This window comes from Qipengyuania flava (assembly GCF_011762005.1).
Lineage (GTDB): Bacteria > Pseudomonadota > Alphaproteobacteria > Sphingomonadales > Sphingomonadaceae > Qipengyuania > Qipengyuania flava.
Genome location: NZ_JAASQU010000004.1, coordinates 1 through 21,236, shown reverse-complemented (window position 1 = coordinate 21,236; position 21,236 = coordinate 1). Strand labels below are relative to the sequence as shown.

The following is a 21,236-nucleotide window of genomic DNA, read 5'->3' as shown; positions in this document are numbered from 1 at the left end:
GGGATGCACGCGTCGAAAGCGTGGCGCATACGGTCGCGCAAGCGGCTATGGAGTGGCTGACATGATCGATACCCAAACCGCCTGGGATGCCGTGCAGCGCCGCGATCGCGCCTTCGACGGGCGTTTCGTCACGGGCGTGCTGACCACGGGCATATATTGTCGCCCGTCCTGCGCAGCGCGGCACCCGGCGCGCGGCAATGTCCGCTTCTTCGCCGACGGGGCAGCGGCGCGCGCGGCCGGGCTGCGTCCCTGCAAGCGTTGCCTCCCCGACGATGTGACGCGCGACGAGGCGGCAGTGCTTGCTGCGATCGACGAGATCCGCAGCGCGGAAGGGACGCGCTCGCTTGCCGCGCTGGCGCTGCTTACCGGCTATTCGCCCGCACATTTCCAGCGCGTGTTCAAGCGCGCGATCGGTCTGTCGCCCGCGGCCTACGCCCGGGCGCTGCGCGAAACGCGCGCCCGCGATGCATTGTCGGACAGCAAGAGCGTGACCGGGGCGATCTACGAGGCGGGCTATGGCTCGGCTTCGCGCTTCTATGAAAATACCAAAGGAAGACTCGGCATGACGGCAAGCGCATGGGCGAATGGGGGCGCGGGGGTGACGATCCGCTGGGCGGTGGTCGAAACGACGCTGGGCAAAATGCTGGTCGCGGCTACCGGCAAGGGCGTGTGCCGCCTGTCCTTCGAGGAAGACGAGAGCGAGTTGCGCGTTCGCTTCCCGCGCGCCGATCTGGTCGAGGGAGGGGCGGCCTTCGAAAAGCTGCTCGGCGAGGTTGTCGCCAGTGTCGAAGCGCCTGGCAGCGGCGCACATATCCCGCTCGACGTGAAGGGCACGGCCTTCCAGGAAGCCTGCTGGGAAGCGCTGCGCGCGATCCCGCCGGGCGAAACGCGCACCTATGCCGAAATCGCCGCCGCCGCGGGCAACCCCAAGGCGGTGCGCGCTGCGGGCAGCGCCAATGCGCGTAACAATGTGGCCGTGCTGATCCCGTGCCACCGCGTGGTGCGCAAGGGCGGCGACCTCGGCGGCTACGCCTATGGCCAGGACATCAAACGCGAACTGCTCCGCCGCGAGGAGAAGTAGCCATGAAGACGATCGACCACTTCGCGGCGCTGCATCGCGCCGACGACCCGCTGGTGCTGTTCAACGTCTGGGACGCGGGCAGCGCGGCTGCGGTCGCCGAGGCAGGTGCCAAGGCCATCGCCACGGGCAGCCTCTCGCTTGCGGGGGCACAGGGTTATGACGACGGCGAGGGCATGCCCTTCGCTGCTGTGCTCGAAAGCGTACGGCGCATCGCCGCGACGATCGACCTGCCGCTGACAGTCGATTTCGAAACCGGCTATGCCGAGGATGAGCAGGAGCTCGCCCGGAACGCGGCGGCTCTGCTTGATGCCGGCGCGATCGGATGCAATCTCGAAGATCGGCTGCTCGACAGCGCCGCGCTGCGCGAACCGGACGCTCAGGCGCGACGCATCGCGGCGGTTGCGGCGCAGGGACTGTTCGTCAACGCGCGTACCGACATATTCCTGGGGCCGTTGCTCGCAGGTGCAAACCCTGATCGCGACGAGCTGGTCGAGAAGGCGATTGACCGTGAAGCCGTCTATCGCGAAGCGGGTGCGGGATGTTTCTTCGTGCCCGGTCTGCGCGATCCCGATTTGATTGCGGCACTGTGCGAGGCGGTATCCTTGCCGGTCAATGTTATGTGGCTCGACGGAATGGACGGCGCGCGTCTCGCCCATTTGGGGGCGGCCCGGATCAGCTACGGGCCCGCGCCATGGCAGCGAGCCATGACCAAGCTGACCGAAGCCGCGCGCGCGGCCATGAATTAAGTCAGCGCGGCGGGCTTGAATTGCGAACGGTTCTCATTAACTCGTGGGCATGAGCAAACGACCCGCCCCCCGAACCCTGACTGTCCTTTCCAGCCAGCGCCTGTCCCCCTCGATGATCCGCGTGACTCTTGGTGGCGAGGCGATGCGCGACTTCCCGCCCGGCTTTGCCGGCGGTTATGTCAAGCTGATGCTGGCCCCGCCCAACGCCCATGGCAAGGCGGTCATCCGCACCTATACCATCCGCCACCAACACGCAGAGGCGATCGACCTCGATTTTGCGCTCCATGGCGGCGCAGCGGCGGGGCCGGCGACACGATGGGCGCTGAACGCCAGGCCGGGCGATACGATCGCGGTCGGCGGCCCGGGCCTGCCCAAGCCGCTGCCGGAGGGTCGCGACTTCTATCTCATCGCGGGTGACATGACCGCGCTTCCGGCGATCTCGGTGAACCTCGCCGCGTTGCCCGCCGATGCATGCGGTTTTGCAGCGATCGAAATACAGGACACGGCGGACCGGCCCGATCTCGTCGTGCCCGAGGGGGTTACGGTCGAATGGCTGGTCAATCCCAAACCCGGTCAGCGGCCCGACCTGCTGGTCGATGCGCTGCGCACCGCCGGACGCCCCGATGGTCGACTGGCAGGCTGGGCGGCTTGCGAGTTTTCTTCGATGCGCAAGCTGCGCGACTACCTGCGCGGTGATCTCGGGCTGGGTGCCGCCGATCTCTATATCTCGAGCTACTGGAAGCACGGGCTGGTCGAGGACGAACACAAGCAGGTCAAGCGCGCCGACGCCGAAGCGCAGGGCGTTTGAACGAGAAAGGGCGGGCCCGCGGGCCCGCCCTTTCCTTTTCTTACGGCTGCAACCGGATCAGAGACCCGCGCTCATCCCGTCGACGCTCTTGCTGACGAGGATGTTCACCGCCACGCGGCGATTCTGCGCCTTGCCCTGTTCGGTGGTGTTGTCCGCTGCCGGATCGGCTTCTGCCATGCCGGTCGGGGTCATCATGCGATAGGGTGCCCAGTCGCATTCCTGCTGGAGGAAATTGGTTACCCGCGCGGCGCGCTTCTCGCTCAGTTCCTGGTTGTACTCGTAATCGCCGGTCGAGTCGGTGTAGCCGACGACCAGGAGCAGCGCATTGTCGGTCGCCTTCGCCTGTTCGGCCGCCTGGCACAGCTCGGCTCGCGCCTGCTGCGACAGATTGTACCTGGCGGTGTCGAAATAGACGTTGGTGGTGCCCTTCACATTGTACTGGTCGATGTTGGCGACACGGCCGCGCAGCGCCTCGGTTGCCGCTTCATTGGCGGTGAAGCGCTGATCGGTCCCGGTGTGGATCATCCGCGCGGTTTCGAGATGCTTGCTCTTCAGCGCGACCTTGGTGGCGATCAGGCCGCGATTGGCCCATTCCACGGTCTCGACTTCGACCGGCAGGCCGTTGAGCAGGTCGCTCGCAGCGAGCTGGTCCTTGTCGAGGCCGAGGAAGCCGCCGCTGCTGCGGATCTCGGTAGAGGGGCTGATCGCGACCACCGTGCGCGTCCCATCGGCACTGGTCACCTGCACCTTGTCGCCATCGCGCGCCGAAATGACGCCTTCGAATTCGGGGCCCTCGGGCATGCCGGTCAGGTCGCTGGGCATGGTGCCAACCACCGTCATCGTTTCGCCGCCGCTCTGCACGCCAGCCTGCGGTTCGAGTTCCTGCGACTGCGCACCGGCGGTGACGGGCAGGGCGAGCGCAGCCAGCGCTGCAAACGTCTTCGAACTCTTGGTCATGGCAATCATATTCATACTCCTTCGCTGCGACCGGCACTGGCGTTGCGCGGAAGTAACCTCCCACGCCGTCCCACCGTTATGCCCGTGCGGCCATCCAGCCCCCTTGGTATTATCGGTCTTCTAAGCGACGCGATCGTCGCAGGCGGCGCAGGTGTCGGCACCGACCTGACAGCCCAATGAACACGGCGCGACATGTCTCCGTGCGCCGGGACCGGCGGTGGTCGAATTGCGGCGAAATGATGGCCTAGTCGGCCCGCGCCCATCCCGCGGCGGCGGGTTCGAGCGTTTCGAGGAAGCTCTCGGCGCTGTCGAGATAGTCGCGCTGGCGTTCCTCGCCCATCCGGTCCCAAGTGGCATAGATCCGCCCGATCCGGTGGTTCTTCTCCAGACGTTCGCGGTGCCGGTCTATGAAATGCCAGTACAGCGGATTGAAGGGGCAGGCGCCTTCGCCCGTCTTCTTGCTGGGCGAATAGGTGCAGCCGGCGCAGTAATTGCTCATCTTGTTGATGTAATTGCCGCTTGCCGCATAGGGCTTGGACGCCAGCTTTCCGCCATCGGCATAAAGGATCATCGCCGCCACATTGGGCAATTCGACCCATTCATAGGCATCGGCATAGACCACCAGATACCAGTCCTGCACCGCGCGCGGGTCGATCCCCGCCAGCAGTGCAAAATTGCCCAGCACCATCAGCCGCTGGATATGGTGCGCATGCGCATTGTCGCGGGTCGAGCGGATGCAGTCGGCCAGGCAGGCCATGTCGGTTTCGCCGGTCCAGTAGAACTCGGGCAGGCCGCGCTGCGCGTTGAGCGCATTTGCCTTCTGCAGATGCGGCATCTGGTGCCAGTAGAACCCGCGCACATATTCGCGCCAGCCGATGATCTGGCGAATGAAGCCCTCGACGCTGTTGAGCGGCGCGCGGCCCTCGCGATAGGCTTCCTCTGCGCGGCGACACAGCTCAAGCGGGTCGAGCAGGCCGAGGTTGATGCTGGTCGAAAGCATCGAATGGAACAGGTCGTCCTCGCCCGCGACCATCGCGTCCTGATAGGGGCCGAAGCATTCGATCCGCTCGGTGAAGAAGGCATCGGCGGCCTCTTCGGCCTCGTCGCGCGTCACCGGCCAGCCGAATGTATCGAGCGATCCGAAATGATCGCCGAACCGGTCTTCGACCAGCTCGATAACTTCCTGCGTCACGGCATCGGGTTCGAACCTGGGGCGTTCGGGAGCGGCGAGCCCGTCCTTGGGCGGCTTGCGGTTCTCGCTGTCGTAATTCCACTCCCCGCCTTCGGGCTTGCCGTCCTCGGCCATCAGCAGCCCTGTCTTGCGCCGCATCTCGCGGTAGAAGAACTCCATCCGCAATTCCTTGCGGTCTTCCGCCCATGCGTCGAATTCGGACTGCGAACAGATGAAGCGGTCGTCGCGCAGGATCTCGATTTCACAAGCGAACTTGTCCGCCCATTGCCCCATGTCCTGCCGCACGCGCCACTCGCCTGCCTCGACCACGCTGACGAAGCGCGGGTCGTGCCGTTCGATCGCACGTGCGAGTTCGCCGGTGAAGCTCCCCGCATTGTCGGGATCGTCGAGCTTCGTGTAATCAACCGACCACCCCGCATCGCGCAATTCCTCGGCGAAATGGCGCATCGCGGAGAAAATCAGCGCGATCTTCTGCTTGTGGTGGCGGACATAGGTCGCCTCGTCCCAGACCTCCATCATGAGGATAACGCTATCGTCCTTGGTGCGCCCGCGCAGGCTGGCAAGGTCGCGGGTCAGCTGGTCGCCGAGGATGGGGACGAGAACGGGGCCGGGCATGGGTGAACAATGCCCGGCCACCGCGATGGTGCCTTACAGCTGGGCGATTTCCTGCTTCGCCGCATTCATGCCTTGCTCGATCGCCTCGGGGCCGAAACCGGCCTTTTCGACGCGAACGAAGTGGAGGTCATCCACGCCGATGAAGCCGAAGAAGGTGGTGAGCAGGCTTTCCTGGTTCTCGGCCAGCTGGTCGGTCGAATATTCGCCGCCGCGTGCAGAGGCGATCACGACCTTGCGTCCGCCGGCCAGCCCCTCGGGGCCATTCTCCGAATATTTGAACGTCACGCCGGGTACGCCCAGCCGGTCGAGCCATGCCTTGAGCTGGCTGGGAATGGTGAAATTATACATCGGCGCGCCGACGATCACCACATCGCTGGCAAGGAATTCGTCGAGCACCGCGCGCTGTTCGGGGTAAGCGGCGGCAACCGCTTCCTCATGCGTTTCGGGCGGCGTGCGGATCGCGCTGGTGGTGATCGGGTCGATATGCGGCAGCGGGTCGGCCACAAGATCGCGCGTTACCACTTCGGCATCGGGATGTTTCGCGGTAAAATGGCTTAGCAGCTCGTCGGTCAGCTTGCGGCTGATCGACTGGTCGCCGGTGGTCGAACTGTCGATACGAAGGATTTGCATGCGTAGGACTCCATAGTTACTATCAATAACCTGGAGGCCATATGGAAACTGCACCCCAAGTCGCGCAAGAAGGCACCTTGCTGTCCGATAGGAACACCGATGTGACTCTTGAGGTCCACGATGCTCCGCAATGCACCGCAGTAAACGACATTCTCGCGCGTGTGGGCGACAAATGGTCGGTCCGCGTGGTGATGGGGCTGGCCAACGGGTCGCGGCGATTCAACGAATTGCGGCGCGATATCCCGGGCATTTCGCAGCGCATGCTCACCCGCACGCTGCGTGGCCTCGAACGCGACGGGCTGGTCAGCCGTGCCGTGACCCCCAGCGTCCCCCCGCGGGTCGACTACGCGCTCACCGAACTCGGGCGCTCGCTGTGCGATCCGGTGGCCCGGCTGGGCAATTGGGCAATTGCCAATATCACCAAGGTCGAGGCTGCCCGCGCGGTTTACGACGGCGGTCAGGACTAGGCCGCGAGGTCGAGCGTTTCGCGCAGCATGTCGAGCGCCGCGCGCAAGGCTGCAATCCGCACGCCATCGCGCCCGATCGGTCCGAAGTGTTCTTCGCGATGCCATTTCTCGCCACCGCTGGCGGCGAGTGCGAAATGGACGAGACCTTCCTCGTCATCTTCGCCGCCGGGGCCCGCGAAGCCGGTGATCGAGACCGCCAGTTGCGCAGCCGATCGCTCGAGCGCTCCTTCGGCCATCGCTTCGGCGACCTCGCGGCTGACCGCGCCGCAATTCTCGACCATCTCGCTGGCCAGGCCGAGCAGATCGCATTTCGCGCCGTCCGAATAGGAGACGAACCCGCGATCGAACACGTGGCTGTAACCCGGCACATCGGTAAACAGTGCGGCGAGCAGTCCGCCGGTGCAGCTTTCTGCCGTCGCAATCTGCCAGTCGCGCTGCTTCGCGGCAGCAAGTATGCGCTCGGCAAGATCGCAGACATCGTCCGGCAGCGCGGCTTCAAGTTCCTCGGCCATACAGTCGATGTGAACGTGCCGGCGAAACCCGGGGTTCCCGCTACAAGATCCGGATAGCCCGCGATGCCTTGACCGCCCGGCGGCCTATTCCTTGTCGTCGTCCTTATCGTCATTCTCGTCATCGTCGGGCTCGAAATCTTCGTCGATATCGCTGAGGTCGGGAAATTTGGTCCCGCTCTCACGCATGGCCTCGATCCGTTCGATCGCGCGGCGGCCCGGTTTGGGGAAATGCGGGTCGTTGGCAAGCATCTGCAGCAGGGCGATACCGTCGTCATGCCGTCCCAGCCGCGCTAGATCATAGGCGAGACCGACGCGGAAAGCCCTGGTCTGGGGCGCGCGCTTGAAGGCCGCGACATAGGCATCGTGCATCATCGCCCCTTCGCGCCCTTCACGTGCGTAGCTGCGGGCGAAGCGATAGAGCGCTTCGGCATTGGTCGGATCGGTGCGGTTCGCGATCTGGAAATGTCGCCGCGCTTGTGCCCAGGCTTCGCCGTCGGTGTTGCCGTCCTCGTACAGCCGATGGCTCAGAATGCGGCCCTTGACGATATTGGCACGCAGGTGGCTCGCATCTACCGCCAGCGCCCGGTCGGCTGCTGCCTCGGCGGCCACGAAATAGGGGCCGCCCATTTCCTTGTCCTCGACCGCGTCGTCATCCTCGTGCTCTTCCTGGTATTTTTCGCGTTCCCTTTCCTCGAGCCACATCTCGGCCATGGCCATTTCGGCATAGGCATCTGCGCTGAGCGACCCCGCTTGTGCGAAGGCGGCGAGATCGTCGCGCGTGTCTTCGAGCTTGTGTCCCCCCATGCGCCGCAGGTGGAGTTCGAGCATCCGACCCTCGGCGACGGGAAGCGTGCTCAGCGCGACATCCTGCGACCACGGGAACGTCTCCGACGAAACGCCATATTCGATATCGCCGCGCACGTGACGCTCCAGCTGGCGTTCGAGCTGACGCAAATCACCGAACACGGCGCGCGCGGCGGGCAGGGGTTTTTCACCGGCGGAAAGCCGCTCTATATAGGCGGAGATGCGCGCGCCGCGATCGGGCGCGGTGTAGAGCATGTGCGTGAGCCCCCAGGACCAGCCGTAGAATCCGGCAATGAGCCTCCGCTCGCCATCGGGCCAAGAGAGCAGGCGCTCGATCTGCGCGTCATCGAAATACCGCAATTCGGCGCCGCGATGGGTGGCTGGCTTGCCGTAGGTCCAACTGCCGTCCTCGCCGAATTCGACCGTGGCGAGGAATTCGGCGAACCCTTCGATCAGCCATGCGGGTGCGGGCACGGCGAATTCGTTGAACATGAAGTGATGGGCATATTCGTGGAACAGCACGCGCTGTCCGGTCAGGCCGCGCCACCCGCCGCCACCGCGATGGGCGACCGCGTAGGTCCCTTCGATGTGGGGTGAATAATAGCCCGCCACGCCGCGCGAACCGAGCAGCTTCTGGACTCCGCGCGACCCGTCGAGCAGGTAGATCGTGATCGGGTCCTTGCCCGGCCGATCGGGCTTGTCGTACCAGAACCGCAGCAGCCCATCGAACCGCTCGAGATCGCGGGCAAAGGCGGTCAGATCTTCTTCGTCGCCCGTCGAATAGATGGTGAAATGCCGCGTATCGGCCCGTTTCCAGATATCGTCGGCGGCGTGCGCGGGCGAGGCGAACAAAGCCAGACAGGCCGTCAGTGCGGCAAGAACCCTGATCATCGAAAATAGACCCCTGTGACGGACCCTGCGATGGCCCGGACAGCGCCGAGCCTAGGCACACCACACGCGACAATCAAACGAAACTGTAGGGATCGATATCCACTGCCACACGCACGCCGGGAGGGTGGTCGAGCGCCCCCAGCCAACGGCGGATCACGTCCTGCAATTGCACGCTGCGTCGCGCGTTGATCAGGAAGCGATAGCGGTAGCGGCCGCGTAGCAGCGCCATGGGTGCGGGCGCGGGGCCGAGGATCAGACATTCGGCGACCTCGGGGCGGAAAGCGCCGATGCGGTTGGCAGCTTCGCGCGCTTCGGCATCGTCCTCGCTCGAAATGATGATCGCCGCCCAGCGGCCGAAGGGCGGCGCGCCCGCTTCGCGGCGCATCTCGGTCTCGGCCGAATAGAAGGCATCGCGATCACCCGCCGCGAGCGCCGCGATCACCGGCGCCTCGGGATGGCGCGTCTGGATGAGCACTTCACCGGGTTTCGAGCCGCGCCCCGCGCGCCCGGCGACCTGCGCGACCTGCTGGTAAGTGCGCTCGCCCGCGCGCAGATCGCCGCCCTCGAGCCCGAGATCGGCATCGACCACGCCGACCAGCGTCAGTTCGGGGAAATGGAACCCCTTGGTTACCAATTGCGTGCCAACGATCACGTCCACCTCGCGCGCTTCCACCGCAGCGATGAACTCGGCAGCCCTGCCGGGCGAGTTGAGCGTGTCCGAAGTGGCGACGAACACGCGCGCCTGCGGCAGGCGTTCGGCCACTTCGTCGGCGATCCGTTCGACACCGGGGCCGCAGGCGACGAGGCAATCGGGCTCTCCGCATTCGGTGCAGGCCTGCGGGGCGGGTGCCTCGTGTCCGCAATGGTGGCAGGCGAGGCGATTGGTAAAGCGGTGCTCGACCAGCCACGCGCTGCAATTGGGACATTGGTAGCGGAAGCCGCAATTGCGGCACAGCGTCAGCGGGGCATATCCGCGCCGGTTCAGGAACAGCAGCGATTGTTCGCCGCGCCCCAGACGTTCCTCGATCCCGTCGACCAGCCGCTGCGCCAGCCACATGCCCTGCGGCGGCTGTTCTTCGGTCAGGTCGATCGTGTCGATGGCCGGAAGCTGTGCGCCGCCGAAACGGCTGGGGAGGTCGACCTTCTTATAGACCCCGCTCTCGGCCATTTGCAGGCTTTCGAGTGCGGGCGTCGCGCTGGCGAGCACCACGGGGACCTGTTCGAAATGGCCGCGCATGACCGCCACATCGCGCGCATTGTAGCGTACGCCTTCCTCCTGCTTGAAGCTGGTCTCGTGCGCTTCGTCGACCACGATCAGGCCAAGCTGGCGAAACGGCAGGAACAGCGCCGAGCGTGCGCCCACCACCACCTGCGCGCTGCCTTCGGACACTGCGCGATAAGCCCGGCGCCGCTCGGTCGATTTCAGCGAGGAATGCCACAGCACCGGTGGCGCGCCGAACCGCTCCTCGAAGCGGTGCAGGAAGTTTTCGGTCAGCGCGATCTCAGGCAGCAGGACGAGCACCTGCCGCCCCATCCGCAGCGCTTGCGCAACGGGTTCGAAATAGGTCTCGGTCTTGCCCGACCCGGTGACCCCGTCGAGCAGGAAGGGAGCGAACTTCGCCGCGCGCACCGCGTCGCTGAATATCCCCGAAGCCTCGCGCTGTTGCGCGCTCAGCGCGACTTCGGCGAAATCGGGGTGCGCGGGATCGTAGGGCCGGTCGCAATCGACCTCGACCGGTTCGAGCACGCCCTGGTTGACCAGCCCGCGCAGCACGCCTTCGGAGACGCCCGCGATGCCCGCGAGTTCGCGGATGTTCGCCTGCTCGCCTTCGAGCGCGTCGATGGCCGCCTGCCGCTGCGGGGTCATGCGCTCGGGCAATCCCCCGGTCAGACGGTATTCGGTCATTGTCGCGGGGCCCTTGAGCGCGCCCCCCGAAGACAGCGCCATGCGCGCCACGCTCGCGAGCGAGGCGACATAATAGTCGGCGGTCCATTCGATCAGCCGGCGCAGCGGTGCCGACAGCGGCGGGACGGGCAGCAGGCCGCGCAGATTGCGCAGCTTCTCCACTGGAACTTCGGTCCCCGGGAGCCGTTCGGCTTCCCAGACAATTCCGACTACCGTCCGCGGACCCAGCGGGCATTCGACAACCGCACCCGGTTCGACCACCATGCCTTCGGGCACCTTGTAATCGAGCGGGCCGAGAGCGGCATTGAGAACGAGGCAGCGCACGCGGTTCATGGCCCGGCCATATGGGCGGGGGCAGGTGCTTGAAACAAGGGCAGGATGCAATGAGGACCAGTGATATGACCAATATTCTCGCCAAGGCTACCGGACGCCGCGGATTTCTCGGCGGGCTGGCTGCGACCGGCGGCCTGCTTGCGCTGCCCGCCTGTTCCACCATCCCCGGCTTTGGCATGGTCGATGCGGTGCAGCGCATCCTGTACCTCTCGAGCGAGAGGGCCTTCGCGCGCATGCTCGATGACGGTGGTTTCTGGGACCAGCAGGTGGCCAGGATCGGTTTCGGCGAATTGCTCGGCACGCGTGGCGACGTGCTGTCGCGCATCCTCACCTCGGCATTGTTCAAGGATCGCCTCGAGACCGCCTTTGGCGATATCGCCTATGAGGGTGCCGAACGCGCCGCGCCGCTGGTGACCGACGCGGTCCGCACGATCGGGATCCAGAACGCGATCGACTTGGTGCGCGGCGGTCCGACCGCGGCGACCACTTTCCTGCGCGGTTCGATGGGCCGCACTCTGGTCGAGGCCATGGTGCCCGAACTGGGCGAGGCGATGCGCGTGGCGCAGGACCCGCTCGTCGGCGAATTGCTGCAGGGGCTGACGGGGGTCGATCTGGCGGGCGCGTCGATGCGTTTCGCGACCAGTCTCGACGACACGATCTGGCGCGAGATCGGCATCGAGGAAGCGGCCATTCGCCGCAATCCGCAGGCGACGCGCGACCCGCTGATCATCGGTGTCTTCGGGACGGGCGCGCAGTACTAGCCGCGGGCCGGATCGGGCGCTAAGGCTTTGCGGGAATCAGACACCCCCCGGAGCCTAGCTGCATGAAATTCTTCGTCGACACCGCCGACATCGCCGACATCAAGGAACTGGCCGACACCGGCCTGCTCGACGGCGTCACCACCAATCCTTCGCTGATCGCCAAGTCGGGTCGCGACTTCATGGAAGTGACGAAGGAAATCTGTGGCATCGTCGACGGACCGGTCAGCGCGGAAGTGGTCGCGCTGGACCATGAAACGATGATGAAAGAGGCCGAAACGCTGCGCAAGATCGCGGACAATGTCTGCATCAAGGTGCCGCTGACGATCGATGGCCTCAAGACCTGCAAGAAGCTCACCTCGGACGGCACGATGGTCAATGTGACGCTGTGCTTTTCGGCCAACCAGGCGCTGCTTGCAGCCAAGGCGGGGGCGACCTTCGTCTCGCCCTTCGTCGGCCGCCATGACGACAACGGTTTCGACGGCATGGCGCTGATCCGCGACATCCGCCTGATCTACGACAATTACCCCGGTTTCACGACCGAGATCCTTGTCGCCAGCGTGCGCAACCCCGTCCACGTGCTCGAAAGCGCGCGGATCGGCGCTGATATTGCCACCATGCCGCCCGCGGTGATCAAGGGCCTGTTCAAGCATGTCCTGACCGAGAAGGGCATCGAGGGCTTCCTCAAGGACTGGGGCACCACCGGCCAGAGCATCCCGACCGCGTAACTTGACCGAACAGACCCCTCTCGATCGCTTCAAGCAGGCGCTGACCGGCGCCAGCCGTGCGCTGGCGCATGAAGCCGAGGTCGAAGTCGCGTGGAGTGCGGACAGCCCGGCACAGGCGGGCAAGAACTTCCGCGTTCCCCTGCCGGGGCGCAATCTGCCGCGCGAACAGGCCATCGAAGCGCGGGGCTTCGCCGACAGTTTCGCGCTGCGGCTGCGCCATCACGACGAGGGGCTGCATGGCAAGGGTGCACCGCCCGAACCGATCGCGCGCGCCTGTTACGATGCCATCGAACAGGTCCGCTACGAGGCGATCGGCGCGACGCGCTATGCGGGGATTCGCGACAATCTGAACTCGGCTGTGGCGATGCGCACCGCAACCGATCCGATCGTGCGCGCCGATGAGGCCAAGGATGTGCCGCTCCCCAGCGCACTGTCGTTGATGCTGCGCGAGGCGCTGACCGGCGAACCCGTTCCCGAACGCGCACGCAAGGCGGTCGACCTGGTGCGCGAGGACATTCTCGCCAAGATCGGCACCGATATGGACGGGCTGGTCGACGTGCTCGACGACCAGCGCGCCTTCCAGGACCTGACGCTCGACATATTGCGCGACCTCGACCTGACGCTCCCCGATACGCCCGAACCGACCGATGCCGAAGATGGCGAGGACGAGGAAGGCGAAAGCCCCGAGGACCAGGACGACACCGACGAGGAAGACGAGGGCGCGGCCGAACCGCAGGCTTCCGATGCGCGCAGCGACGTCACCGATGGCGAGGCCGAGGGCGATGCCGACCAGGAGGTCGAGGGCGAACAGCAGATGTCCGACGGCGAGCCCGAGGACGATGGCGAGGAGGGCATGCAGCCCGTTCGCCCGAACCGCCCGTGGACCGACTTTCCCGAGACGTTCGAATACACGGCCTATACCGAGAAGTTCGACGAAGAGATCGAGGCCGCCGAGCTGTGCGATCTCGACGAACTCGAACGGTTGCGTACCTATCTCGACAGTCAGTTGGCGGGCCTGCAGGGCGTCGTCACGCGGCTGGCCAACCGGTTGCAGCGCCGACTGATGGCACAGCAGAACCGCAGCTGGGATTTCGATCAGGAAGAAGGCATGCTTGATGCCGCGCGGCTGACCCGCGTGGTGGTCAGTCCCGGGCATGCGCTGTCCTACAAGATCGAGCGCGATACCGAGTTCAAGGACACGGTGGTCACGTTGCTGATCGACAATTCGGGCTCGATGCGCGGCCGCCCGATCAGCATCGCCGCTATCAGCGCCGATATCCTTGCGCGAACGCTGGAGCGCTGCGGTGTGAAGACCGAGATCCTCGGCTTCACCACCCGCGCGTGGAAGGGCGGGCAGAGCCGCGAGGCTTGGCTTGCCGATGGGCGCCCGGCCAATCCGGGCCGCCTCAACGATCTGCGCCACATCCTCTACAAGAAGGCCGACGAACCCTGGCGCCGCGCGCGCCGCAATCTCGGCCTGATGATGCGCGAGGGGCTGCTGAAGGAAAACATCGATGGCGAGGCGCTGCTGTGGGCGCACGACCGCCTGTTGCGCCGCCCCGAAGACCGCCGCATCCTGATGGTCATCTCCGACGGCGCGCCGGTCGACGACAGCACGCTCAGCGTCAACCAGGCAGGTTTCCTCGAAAGTCATCTGCGCAAGGTGATCGACTGGATCGAGAAGCAGTCGCCGGTGCAGCTCGCCGCGATCGGCATCGGCCATGATGTCACCCGGTACTATAAACGCTCGGTGACGATCATGGATGTCGAACAACTGGGCGGGACGATCATCGAGCAGTTGGCCGATCTGTTCGAGATTGAGAAATAGCCAGTTCGCGTGGGGCGCGGGGGCTGAAGGACGAAGCGATAGAGGGGCGCCTGCTCGCGGGCGTGGAGGAGAGGCAAAAGAACATGAATGTAGCCGAAGCGGTCCGGACGCGTCGTTCGGTGCGCGCCTTTACCGACCAGAAGGTCGAACGCGCAGTGCTCACGCGGATCCTCGAGAAAGCGCAGCGCAGCCCCTCGGGCGGCAATACGCAGCCGTGGCATGGCATCGTGCTGACGGGCGAGCCGATGCAGACGCTGTTCGACCGTATTGCGCAGGATCTGCCGAAGGGGCGCGAGGCGTTTGCGCCCGAATATCACGTCTATCCGCCCGAACTCGACGGCGTCTATGAGCAGCGTCGCCGCGGGGTGGGCGAGGACATGTATGGCGCGCTCCAGATCTCCCGTGAGGAGAAGGGCAAGCGGCTGATGTGGTTCGCCAACAATTTCCGTGCCTTCGGGGCGCCGGTGCTGATGCTGGTCCACACGCCCAAGTACATGGGCCCGCCGCAGTGGAGCGATATCGGCATGTGGCTGCAGACCATCGGCCTGCTGTGCCGCGAGGAAGGGCTCGACACCTGTTTCCAGGAAGCCTGGGCGGTCTATGCCCCGCAGATCCGCGAAATGGTCGATATCCCCGAGGATCACATCTTCTTCTGCGGCGTCGCCATCGGCTACCGCGATGAGGAGGCGCCGGTGAACAATTTCGAGGTGAAGCGCGCCGTATTGGACGAAAGCGTACGCTGGGAAGGGTGGTGAGGTCTGGCGTCATCCCAGCGGAAGCTGGGATCGGTTGCGGCCTCGTGCCAACCCGACCGCGATCCCAGCTTGCGCTGGGATGACGTGACTGTATCAGGCCGCCCATGACCGACACGCCGCTCAAGCTGTTCAACTCGCTGACCCGCGAGCTGGAGGAATTCATTCCTGTCCATCCCGGCGAGGCGCGCGTTTATTCCTGCGGGCCGACGGTCTACAACTATCCGCATATCGGCAATATGCGCGCTTATGTCTTCGCCGACATATTGGGGCGCACGCTGAGCTGGAAGGGCTACGATCTCACCCACATCATCAACATCACCGATGTCGGGCACCTGACCGACGATGGCGATGCGGGTGAGGACAAGATGGAAAAGATGGCGGCGCAGAAGGCGCAGTCGATCTGGGACATCGCGAAGCACTACACCGAGGCCTATTGGGCCGATGTGAAGGCGCTCAACATCCGCGAGCCGGCGAAGTGGTCTGTGGCAACCGATTACATCGACGAGATGATCGATTTCGCGAAGGGCATTGCCGACAAGCACTGCTACGAGCTCGACAGCGGGCTCTACTTCGACGTCTCGACCGTGGCGGACTACGGCCGCCTCGCGCGCGCGGTCACCGAAGAGGGTGAAGGTCGGATCGACACGGTTGAAGGCAAGCGCAATGCCGCCGATTTCGCCATCTGGCGCAAGACCCCGGCGGGCGAGACGCGGCAGATGGAATGGGATTCACCCTGGGGCAAGGGTGCACCCGGCTGGCATCTCGAATGCTCGGTCATGGGCGAAAAGCTGCTCGGCTTCCCCTTCGACATCCATACCGGCGGGATCGACCACCGCGAGATCCACCACCCCAATGAAATCGCGCAGAACCAGGCCTTCTGCGGCTGCGGCGGTCTGGACGAGGCGACGCATTCGGGTGCGAAGATCTGGATGCACAACAATTTCCTCGTCGAGCGCAGCGGCAAGATGAGCAAGTCGTCGGGCGAGTTCCTGCGGCTGCAACTGCTGGTCGACAAGGGCTACCATCCGCTCGCCTACCGGATGATGTGCCTGCAGGCGCATTACCGCAGCGAGCTGGAGTTCTCATGGGAAGGGCTCGGCGCTGCACTGACCCGCCTGAAGCGGATCGTCATGGCGGTCGAGCGGCTGAAGGATGCCGCCTCGGGTGCTCCCGACCATCCCAAATTCGCCCCGCTGCGCGAGAAGTTCGCTGCCGCCATGGCCGATGACCTCAACACGCCGATCGCGCTGGTCGCATTGGAAGAGGCGCTTGCGGTCAAGAAGGTCGATGCGGGCGTGAAGCGCGCGGTGATCGAGGAAATGGACGCGGTGCTCGGGCTCGGCCTGGTCGACCTCTCGCGCGGCGATCTGCGGCTGAGGCCCCGGGACGCGACCATCACCGAAGAGGAAATCGAGGCCGAACTGATCCGCCGCAAGGAAGCCCGCGTGGCGAAGGATTTCACCACTTCGGACGCGATCCGCGAAAGCCTTGGGGAAAAAGGGGTCGAGGTGATGGACGGCGACCCGCTGGGTTGGGATTGGAAGCTCTGACGATGGCCGACGCGCACACCCTTCTCTGGCAACATCTCGAACAGGCGCCGCAGGGGCTTTCGTTCGTGCGCGATCACGAGGCCGAGGGCTTCACCCTGCCATTCTACTGCGCGGAGGCGCATCTCGCGATCGAGGTCAATGACGACCCGTTCAAGCATCGCGAGGATGGCGCGCGCGAACGCTGGCAGGAACGTCACCGCGTCGACATCATGCAGGTCCCGCCTGCCCACGTGCTGCGCAATGCCAGCGAAGTGGCCGAGGCGATCCTCGATATCGCCAGCCGCCGCAAGGAACGGTTTGCGAAATAACGCCTGACCGGCAATGGAGGCATCGAGGGAGATTTCGATGACCAAAGCCGTCCTGTCCGCCATGATCCGTCCGCTGGTCGAACCGCGCCTGCCCGATTGGGTCGAGCCGCTGTGGTTTGCCAGCAAGGAAGAGGCGCTGGAATTCGCGCCGCAGGCGGAGATCGGCTGGTTCGACCTCAACGAGAAAGAGCCGATGATCGAGATCGCGCGCGCCGCGACCGGGCTCAAATGGATGAACTCGATCTACGCCGGGCTCGATTTCATGCCGCTCGACCTGCTCGCCGAGCGCGGCGTGGTGGTCACCAATGGCGTTGGCATAAACGCAATCACCATTGCCGAATATGTCGTCATGCTGATGCTCGCGCATGCCAAGGGCTATCGCGAGGTGGTGCGCGCGCAGGACCGGAACGAATGGCTGCTCGACAGCCCGGGCAAGCGCGAACTGGCGGGTGAACGCGTGCTGCTGCTGGGGATGGGGGCGATCGGATCGCTCATCAAGACGCGGCTCGAGGCGTTCGACATGAAGGTGGTGCCGGTGCGCCGTTCGGGCGCGGATGGGGCATTGAAGCCCGGCGAATGGCGCGGGCGACTGGGCGAATTCGACTGGGTCGTGCTCGCCGTGCCGTCGACGCCGGAGACGCGGCATATGATCGGTGCAATGGAGCTCGCTGCAATGCGCCCCAATGGCGTGCTGGTGAATATCGCACGCGGCGAGGTGGTGGACCAGGCGGCGCTGGTCGAAGCACTGGAAAAGAACAGCATCGAAGCGGCACTGCTCGATGTCACCGACCCCGAACCGCTGCCCGAGGATCACCCGTTGTGGGATCTCGAAAATGCGCAGGTCACCATGCACCTGTCGGGCCGCGCGCAGACCAAGATGTTCCAGCGCAGCGCGGATCGCTTCATCGCCAATCTCGACCGCTGGCACCGGGGCGAAGCCGTCGAACCACAGCTCGATCTCGCGCTGGGTTACTGACAGGACGAGACGGCTCTGTTAGGCCACCCCACACACCGGGAGGACTCGGGTCGCGAATTCTGACCATGTCCGCATCGTGCGGGCCGCGATAGGGGGAACTCGCGAATGACCGACTCACACGCCGACACGCGCAAGGCATCGGACCTGTTCATCGAATGCCTCGAAGCCGAGGGCTGCGAATATATCTTCGGTGTGCCCGGCGAAGAGAACCTCGACTTCCTCGACAGCCTCAGTCGCTCCAGACAGATCAAGCTGGTGCTCACGCGCCACGAACAGGGCGCCGGCTTCATGGCCGCGACCTATGGCCGCCACACGGGCAAGACCGGCGTGTGCATCGCCACGCTCGGCCCCGGCGCGACCAATTTCGTCACCGCCGCCGCCTATGCGCAACTGGGCGGCATGCCGATGATGATGATCACCGGCCAGAAACCGATCAAGAAATCGAAACAGGGCCAGTTCCAGATCCTCGACGTGGTCGCGATGATGGATCCGATTACCAAATACACGCGCCAGCTGCATGCGGGGGACAACATTCCCAGCCGCGTGCGCGAAGCCTATCGCCTGGCGGAAGAGGAAAAGCCCGGCGCGGTGCATCTCGAACTGCCCGAGGACATCGCCGAGGAACCGACCGATGCCACGCCGATTCCGCGCAGCGTCGCGCGGCGGCCCAGCGCGGAGCCGAAGGCGGTCGACCAGGCGGTTGCCGCGCTCGAACAGGCCAGCAAGCCGATCCTCGTCATCGGGGCGGGAGCCAATCGCAAGATGACCGGGAAGATGCTGGCCGAATTCGTCGAGAAGACGGGCATTCCCTTCGTCACGACGCAAATGGGCAAGGGCGTGCTCGACGAACGGCACCCGTTGTTCCTCGGCTGCGCGGCGCTGTCGGCGGGCGATTTCTGCCATCGCGCGATCGAGGAAGCCGACGTGATCGTCAATGTCGGCCACGACGTGATCGAGAAGCCGCCCTTCTTCATGCGCGACGACGGCCACACGGTAATCCATGTCAGCAACCGCAGCGCCGAAGTCGATCCGGTCTATTTCCCGCAGATCGAGGTGATCGGCGACATCGCCAATGCGATCTGGCAGATCAAGGAAGACATCACCCGGCAGGACCATTGGCAGAGCGCCGCGCTCAAGCGCTATCACCAGGCCGAACTCGACCATACCGAGAGCCTCGCTGGGGATACGCGCTTCCCGATCTTCCCGCCGCATCTCGTCCAGCAGGTGCGCGATTGCATGCCCGATGACGGGATCATCTGTCTCGACAACGGCGTCTACAAGATCTGGTTCTCGCGCGGCTATTGCGCCTCGCAACCCAACACCGTGCTGCTCGACAATGCGCTTGCGACGATGGGGGCGGGGCTGCCCAGCGCGATGATGAGCGCGATGCTCTATCCGACCCGCAAGGTCATGGCGATCTGCGGCGATGGCGGGTTCATGATGAACAGCCAGGAGATGGAAACCGCGGTGCGGCTGGGGCTGAACCTGATCGTGCTGATCCTGCGCGACGATGCCTATGGCATGATCCGCTGGAAGCAGGCGAACATGGGATTCGAGGATTTCGGCCTGACCTATGGCAATCCCGATTTCGTCAAATATGCCGAAAGCTACGGCGCGCAGGGCCACCGCGTCGAAAGCAGCGACCATTTGCGCGAGCTGCTCGCGCATTGCCGCGACACGCCGGGCGTCCACCTGATCGATTGCCCGGTCGATTACACAGAGAATGATCGGATTCTCAATCAGGATATCAAGGAACTGAGCGCGAAGCTCTGAGATTGACCGGGTGAAGGAGACGACATGCCCACGCTCAAGGACACTTACCCGCTCTATCTCAACAACAAGGCGCAGCAGCCCAACACGGATCTGGCGGTAACCGACAAGTTCACCGGCGAAGTGGCCTTCCGAACTGCGCTCGCCAGCCCCGAGATCATCGACGAGGCGATCGCGGGCGCGGTCCGCGCGGCCGAACCGATGGCACAGCTCGCCAGCTACGAGCGGCAGGCAGTCCTGCAGCACTGTGTCGAGCGGTTTACCGAACGTTTCGACGAGCTCGCCTATGCGCTGTGCGTCGAAGCGGGCAAGCCGATCAAGGACAGCGAGGGCGAGGTCACAAGGCTGATCGACACCTTCCGCATCGCAGCGGAAGAATCGGTGCGCATGTATGGCGAGGTCATGCCGCTGGATATCTCCGCGCGCGCCAGGGGCTACCAGTCGATCTGGAAGCGCTATCCGATCGGCCCGTGCAGTTTCATCTCCCCGTTCAACTTCCCGCTCAATCTCGCCGCGCACAAGATCGCGCCCGCGATCGCGGTGGGGTGTCCCTTCGTGATGAAGCCCGCCAGCAAGACCCCGCTCGGCGCGATCATCATGGGCGAAGTGCTGGCCGAAACCGACCTGCCCAAAGGCGCCTTCTCGATCCTGCCCGCCAGCCGCGACGGGGCCGATCTGTTCACTGTCGACGAACGGCTCAAGCTACTCAGCTTTACCGGTTCGCCCGCCGTGGGCTGGGATCTCAAGGCGCGCTGCGGCAAGAAGAAGGTGGTGCTCGAACTGGGCGGCAATGCCGCGGTGGTGGTCGACCACGACGCCGATCTCGACGATGCGCTCGAACGGATCGTCTTCGGCGCCTTCTACCAGAGCGGGCAGAGCTGCATCGGCGTACAGCGCATCATCGTCCACGAAGATGTCTACGACCGTTTCAGGGACATGCTGGTCGCCAAGACGAAGACGCTCGTGGCGGGCGATCCCAAGGACCGCGACACTTTCATCGGTCCGATGATCTCGGAAGGCGAGGCTAAGCGCCTCAAGGGCTGGATCGACGAAGCGGTGGATGGCGGCGCGACGCTGCTCACGGGCGGCGGGCGCAAGGGCAATATGCTCGAAGCCACGCTGCTCGAAGACGTCCCCAAGGATGCCAAGGCGCTTAACGAGGAAGCCTTCGGCCCGCTCGCCATCCTGCAGAAGTTCGAGCATTTCGACGAGGCACTGGCCGAAGTGAATCGCTCCACCTTCGGCCTGCAGGCGGGCATCTTCACCCGCGACCTGTTCAAGATGTTCGATGCCTGGGACCGGCTGGAAGTCGGCGGCGTGGTGATCAACGACGTCCCCAGCTACCGCGTCGACAATATGCCCTACGGCGGGGTGAAGGACAGCGGTTTGGGCCGCGAAGGCATCAAGTTCGCGATGGAGGACATGACCGAGATCCGCAACCTGGTGATCCGGCGCGGGTGATCGGGCGGCGGAAGGGCCGGTTCGCGCTTTGTCCGCCGGGCAGCAGACGGTCTGTAAACGACCCGATTTAAGACGTTCGATCTACTTCCGCTCACTGCGGACCAGCTGCAATTTTATTGGTTGGCAGCTCTCCGCGCTCCAATCACTCGCTTGGAACCGA

At 64.8% G+C, this 21,236-nt stretch carries 19 protein-coding genes; 13 read left to right on the top strand and 6 right to left on the bottom strand.

Annotated features, from left to right (window positions below; genetic code table 11):
- Positions 1-61 precede the first annotated feature (61 nt).
- Genes FHS69_RS12460 through FHS69_RS12450 form a run of 3 tightly spaced genes read left to right on the top strand, consistent with a single transcriptional unit; the run spans position 62 to position 2,635 of the window.
- Positions 62-1,081, top strand: a complete 1,020-nt coding sequence (locus tag FHS69_RS12460; RefSeq protein ID WP_166777971.1) for a bifunctional transcriptional activator/DNA repair enzyme AdaA — start codon at positions 62-64, stop codon at positions 1,079-1,081.
- A gap of 2 nt (positions 1,082-1,083) precedes the next feature.
- Positions 1,084-1,827, top strand: coding sequence for an isocitrate lyase/PEP mutase family protein (locus FHS69_RS12455; protein WP_166777970.1), 744 nt, complete (start codon positions 1,084-1,086; stop codon positions 1,825-1,827).
- Between the two features lie 49 nt (positions 1,828-1,876).
- Positions 1,877-2,635 carry a siderophore-interacting protein gene (locus FHS69_RS12450; RefSeq protein WP_166777969.1) on the top strand — a complete coding sequence of 253 codons (759 nt, stop codon included), beginning with the start codon at positions 1,877-1,879 and terminating at the stop codon, positions 2,633-2,635.
- 57 nt (positions 2,636-2,692) lie between these two features.
- Here the strand turns inward: FHS69_RS12450 and FHS69_RS12445 are convergent, their stop codons facing one another.
- The 3 genes from FHS69_RS12445 to FHS69_RS12435 form a co-directional block, all read right to left on the bottom strand.
- Positions 2,693-3,601: an OmpA family protein gene (locus tag FHS69_RS12445; protein ID WP_063510815.1), complete on the bottom strand. Its 909-nt coding sequence runs from the start codon at positions 3,599-3,601 to the stop codon at positions 2,693-2,695.
- A gap of 235 nt (positions 3,602-3,836) precedes the next feature.
- On the bottom strand, positions 3,837-5,399 hold the full coding sequence (locus FHS69_RS12440) for a cryptochrome/photolyase family protein (protein WP_166777968.1): 1,563 nt from the start codon (positions 5,397-5,399) through the stop codon (positions 3,837-3,839).
- A gap of 33 nt (positions 5,400-5,432) precedes the next feature.
- Complete coding sequence (locus FHS69_RS12435) at positions 5,433-6,029, bottom strand: FMN-dependent NADH-azoreductase (protein WP_166777967.1); 597 nt, start codon at positions 6,027-6,029, stop codon at positions 5,433-5,435.
- A gap of 41 nt (positions 6,030-6,070) precedes the next feature.
- Between FHS69_RS12435 and FHS69_RS12430 the strand changes: the two genes are divergently transcribed.
- Positions 6,071-6,496, top strand: a complete 426-nt coding sequence (locus FHS69_RS12430; protein WP_166777966.1) for a winged helix-turn-helix transcriptional regulator — start codon at positions 6,071-6,073, stop codon at positions 6,494-6,496.
- Here the strand turns inward: FHS69_RS12430 and FHS69_RS12425 are convergent.
- The 3 genes from FHS69_RS12425 to FHS69_RS12415 form a co-directional block, all read right to left on the bottom strand.
- Positions 6,493-7,008 carry a CinA family protein gene (locus FHS69_RS12425; RefSeq protein ID WP_166777965.1) on the bottom strand — a complete coding sequence of 172 codons (516 nt, stop codon included), beginning with the start codon at positions 7,006-7,008 and terminating at the stop codon, positions 6,493-6,495. The genes FHS69_RS12430 and FHS69_RS12425 overlap by 4 nt on opposite strands.
- Before the next feature lie 84 nt (positions 7,009-7,092).
- The gene (locus FHS69_RS12420) at positions 7,093-8,703 is read right to left on the bottom strand and encodes a hypothetical protein (protein WP_166777964.1); all 1,611 of its coding nucleotides are present in this window, start codon (positions 8,701-8,703) and stop codon (positions 7,093-7,095) included.
- Positions 8,704-8,776: 73 nt separating this feature from the next.
- A complete protein-coding gene (locus tag FHS69_RS12415; protein WP_166777963.1) occupies positions 8,777-10,942 on the bottom strand; it encodes a primosomal protein N' in 2,166 nt (721 codons plus the stop codon).
- Positions 10,943-11,007: 65 nt separating this feature from the next.
- Here FHS69_RS12415 and FHS69_RS12410 point away from each other — a divergent pair, with 65 nt between their 5' ends.
- The 9 genes from FHS69_RS12410 to FHS69_RS12370 all read left to right on the top strand — a co-directional run bounded on the left by FHS69_RS12410 (position 11,008) and on the right by FHS69_RS12370 (position 21,076).
- On the top strand, positions 11,008-11,703 hold the full coding sequence (locus FHS69_RS12410; protein WP_166777962.1) for a DUF4197 domain-containing protein: 696 nt from the start codon (positions 11,008-11,010) through the stop codon (positions 11,701-11,703).
- A gap of 62 nt (positions 11,704-11,765) precedes the next feature.
- Positions 11,766-12,428, top strand: coding sequence for a fructose-6-phosphate aldolase (fsa, locus tag FHS69_RS12405; protein WP_166777961.1), 663 nt, complete (start codon positions 11,766-11,768; stop codon positions 12,426-12,428).
- Between the two features lies 1 nt (position 12,429).
- A complete protein-coding gene (cobT, locus tag FHS69_RS12400) occupies positions 12,430-14,256 on the top strand; it encodes a cobaltochelatase subunit CobT (RefSeq protein ID WP_067672357.1) in 1,827 nt (608 codons plus the stop codon).
- Between the two features lie 83 nt (positions 14,257-14,339).
- Entirely contained in the window at positions 14,340-15,011 is a 672-nt protein-coding gene (locus FHS69_RS12395; protein WP_166777960.1) for a nitroreductase, read from the top strand.
- Between the two features lie 104 nt (positions 15,012-15,115).
- The gene (cysS, locus tag FHS69_RS12390) at positions 15,116-16,561 is read left to right on the top strand and encodes a cysteine--tRNA ligase (protein WP_166777959.1); all 1,446 of its coding nucleotides are present in this window, start codon (positions 15,116-15,118) and stop codon (positions 16,559-16,561) included.
- 2 nt (positions 16,562-16,563) lie between these two features.
- Entirely contained in the window at positions 16,564-16,869 is a 306-nt protein-coding gene (locus FHS69_RS12385) for a DUF559 domain-containing protein (RefSeq protein ID WP_067464093.1), read from the top strand.
- A 37-nt stretch (positions 16,870-16,906) separates the two neighbouring features.
- Entirely contained in the window at positions 16,907-17,845 is a 939-nt protein-coding gene (locus FHS69_RS12380; protein WP_166777958.1) for a D-2-hydroxyacid dehydrogenase, read from the top strand.
- Between the two features lie 105 nt (positions 17,846-17,950).
- Complete coding sequence (locus FHS69_RS12375) at positions 17,951-19,618, top strand: acetolactate synthase large subunit (protein WP_166777957.1); 1,668 nt, start codon at positions 17,951-17,953, stop codon at positions 19,616-19,618.
- 24 nt (positions 19,619-19,642) lie between these two features.
- The gene (locus FHS69_RS12370) at positions 19,643-21,076 is read left to right on the top strand and encodes an aldehyde dehydrogenase family protein (protein WP_166777956.1); all 1,434 of its coding nucleotides are present in this window, start codon (positions 19,643-19,645) and stop codon (positions 21,074-21,076) included.
- Positions 21,077-21,236: the final 160 nt, after the last annotated feature.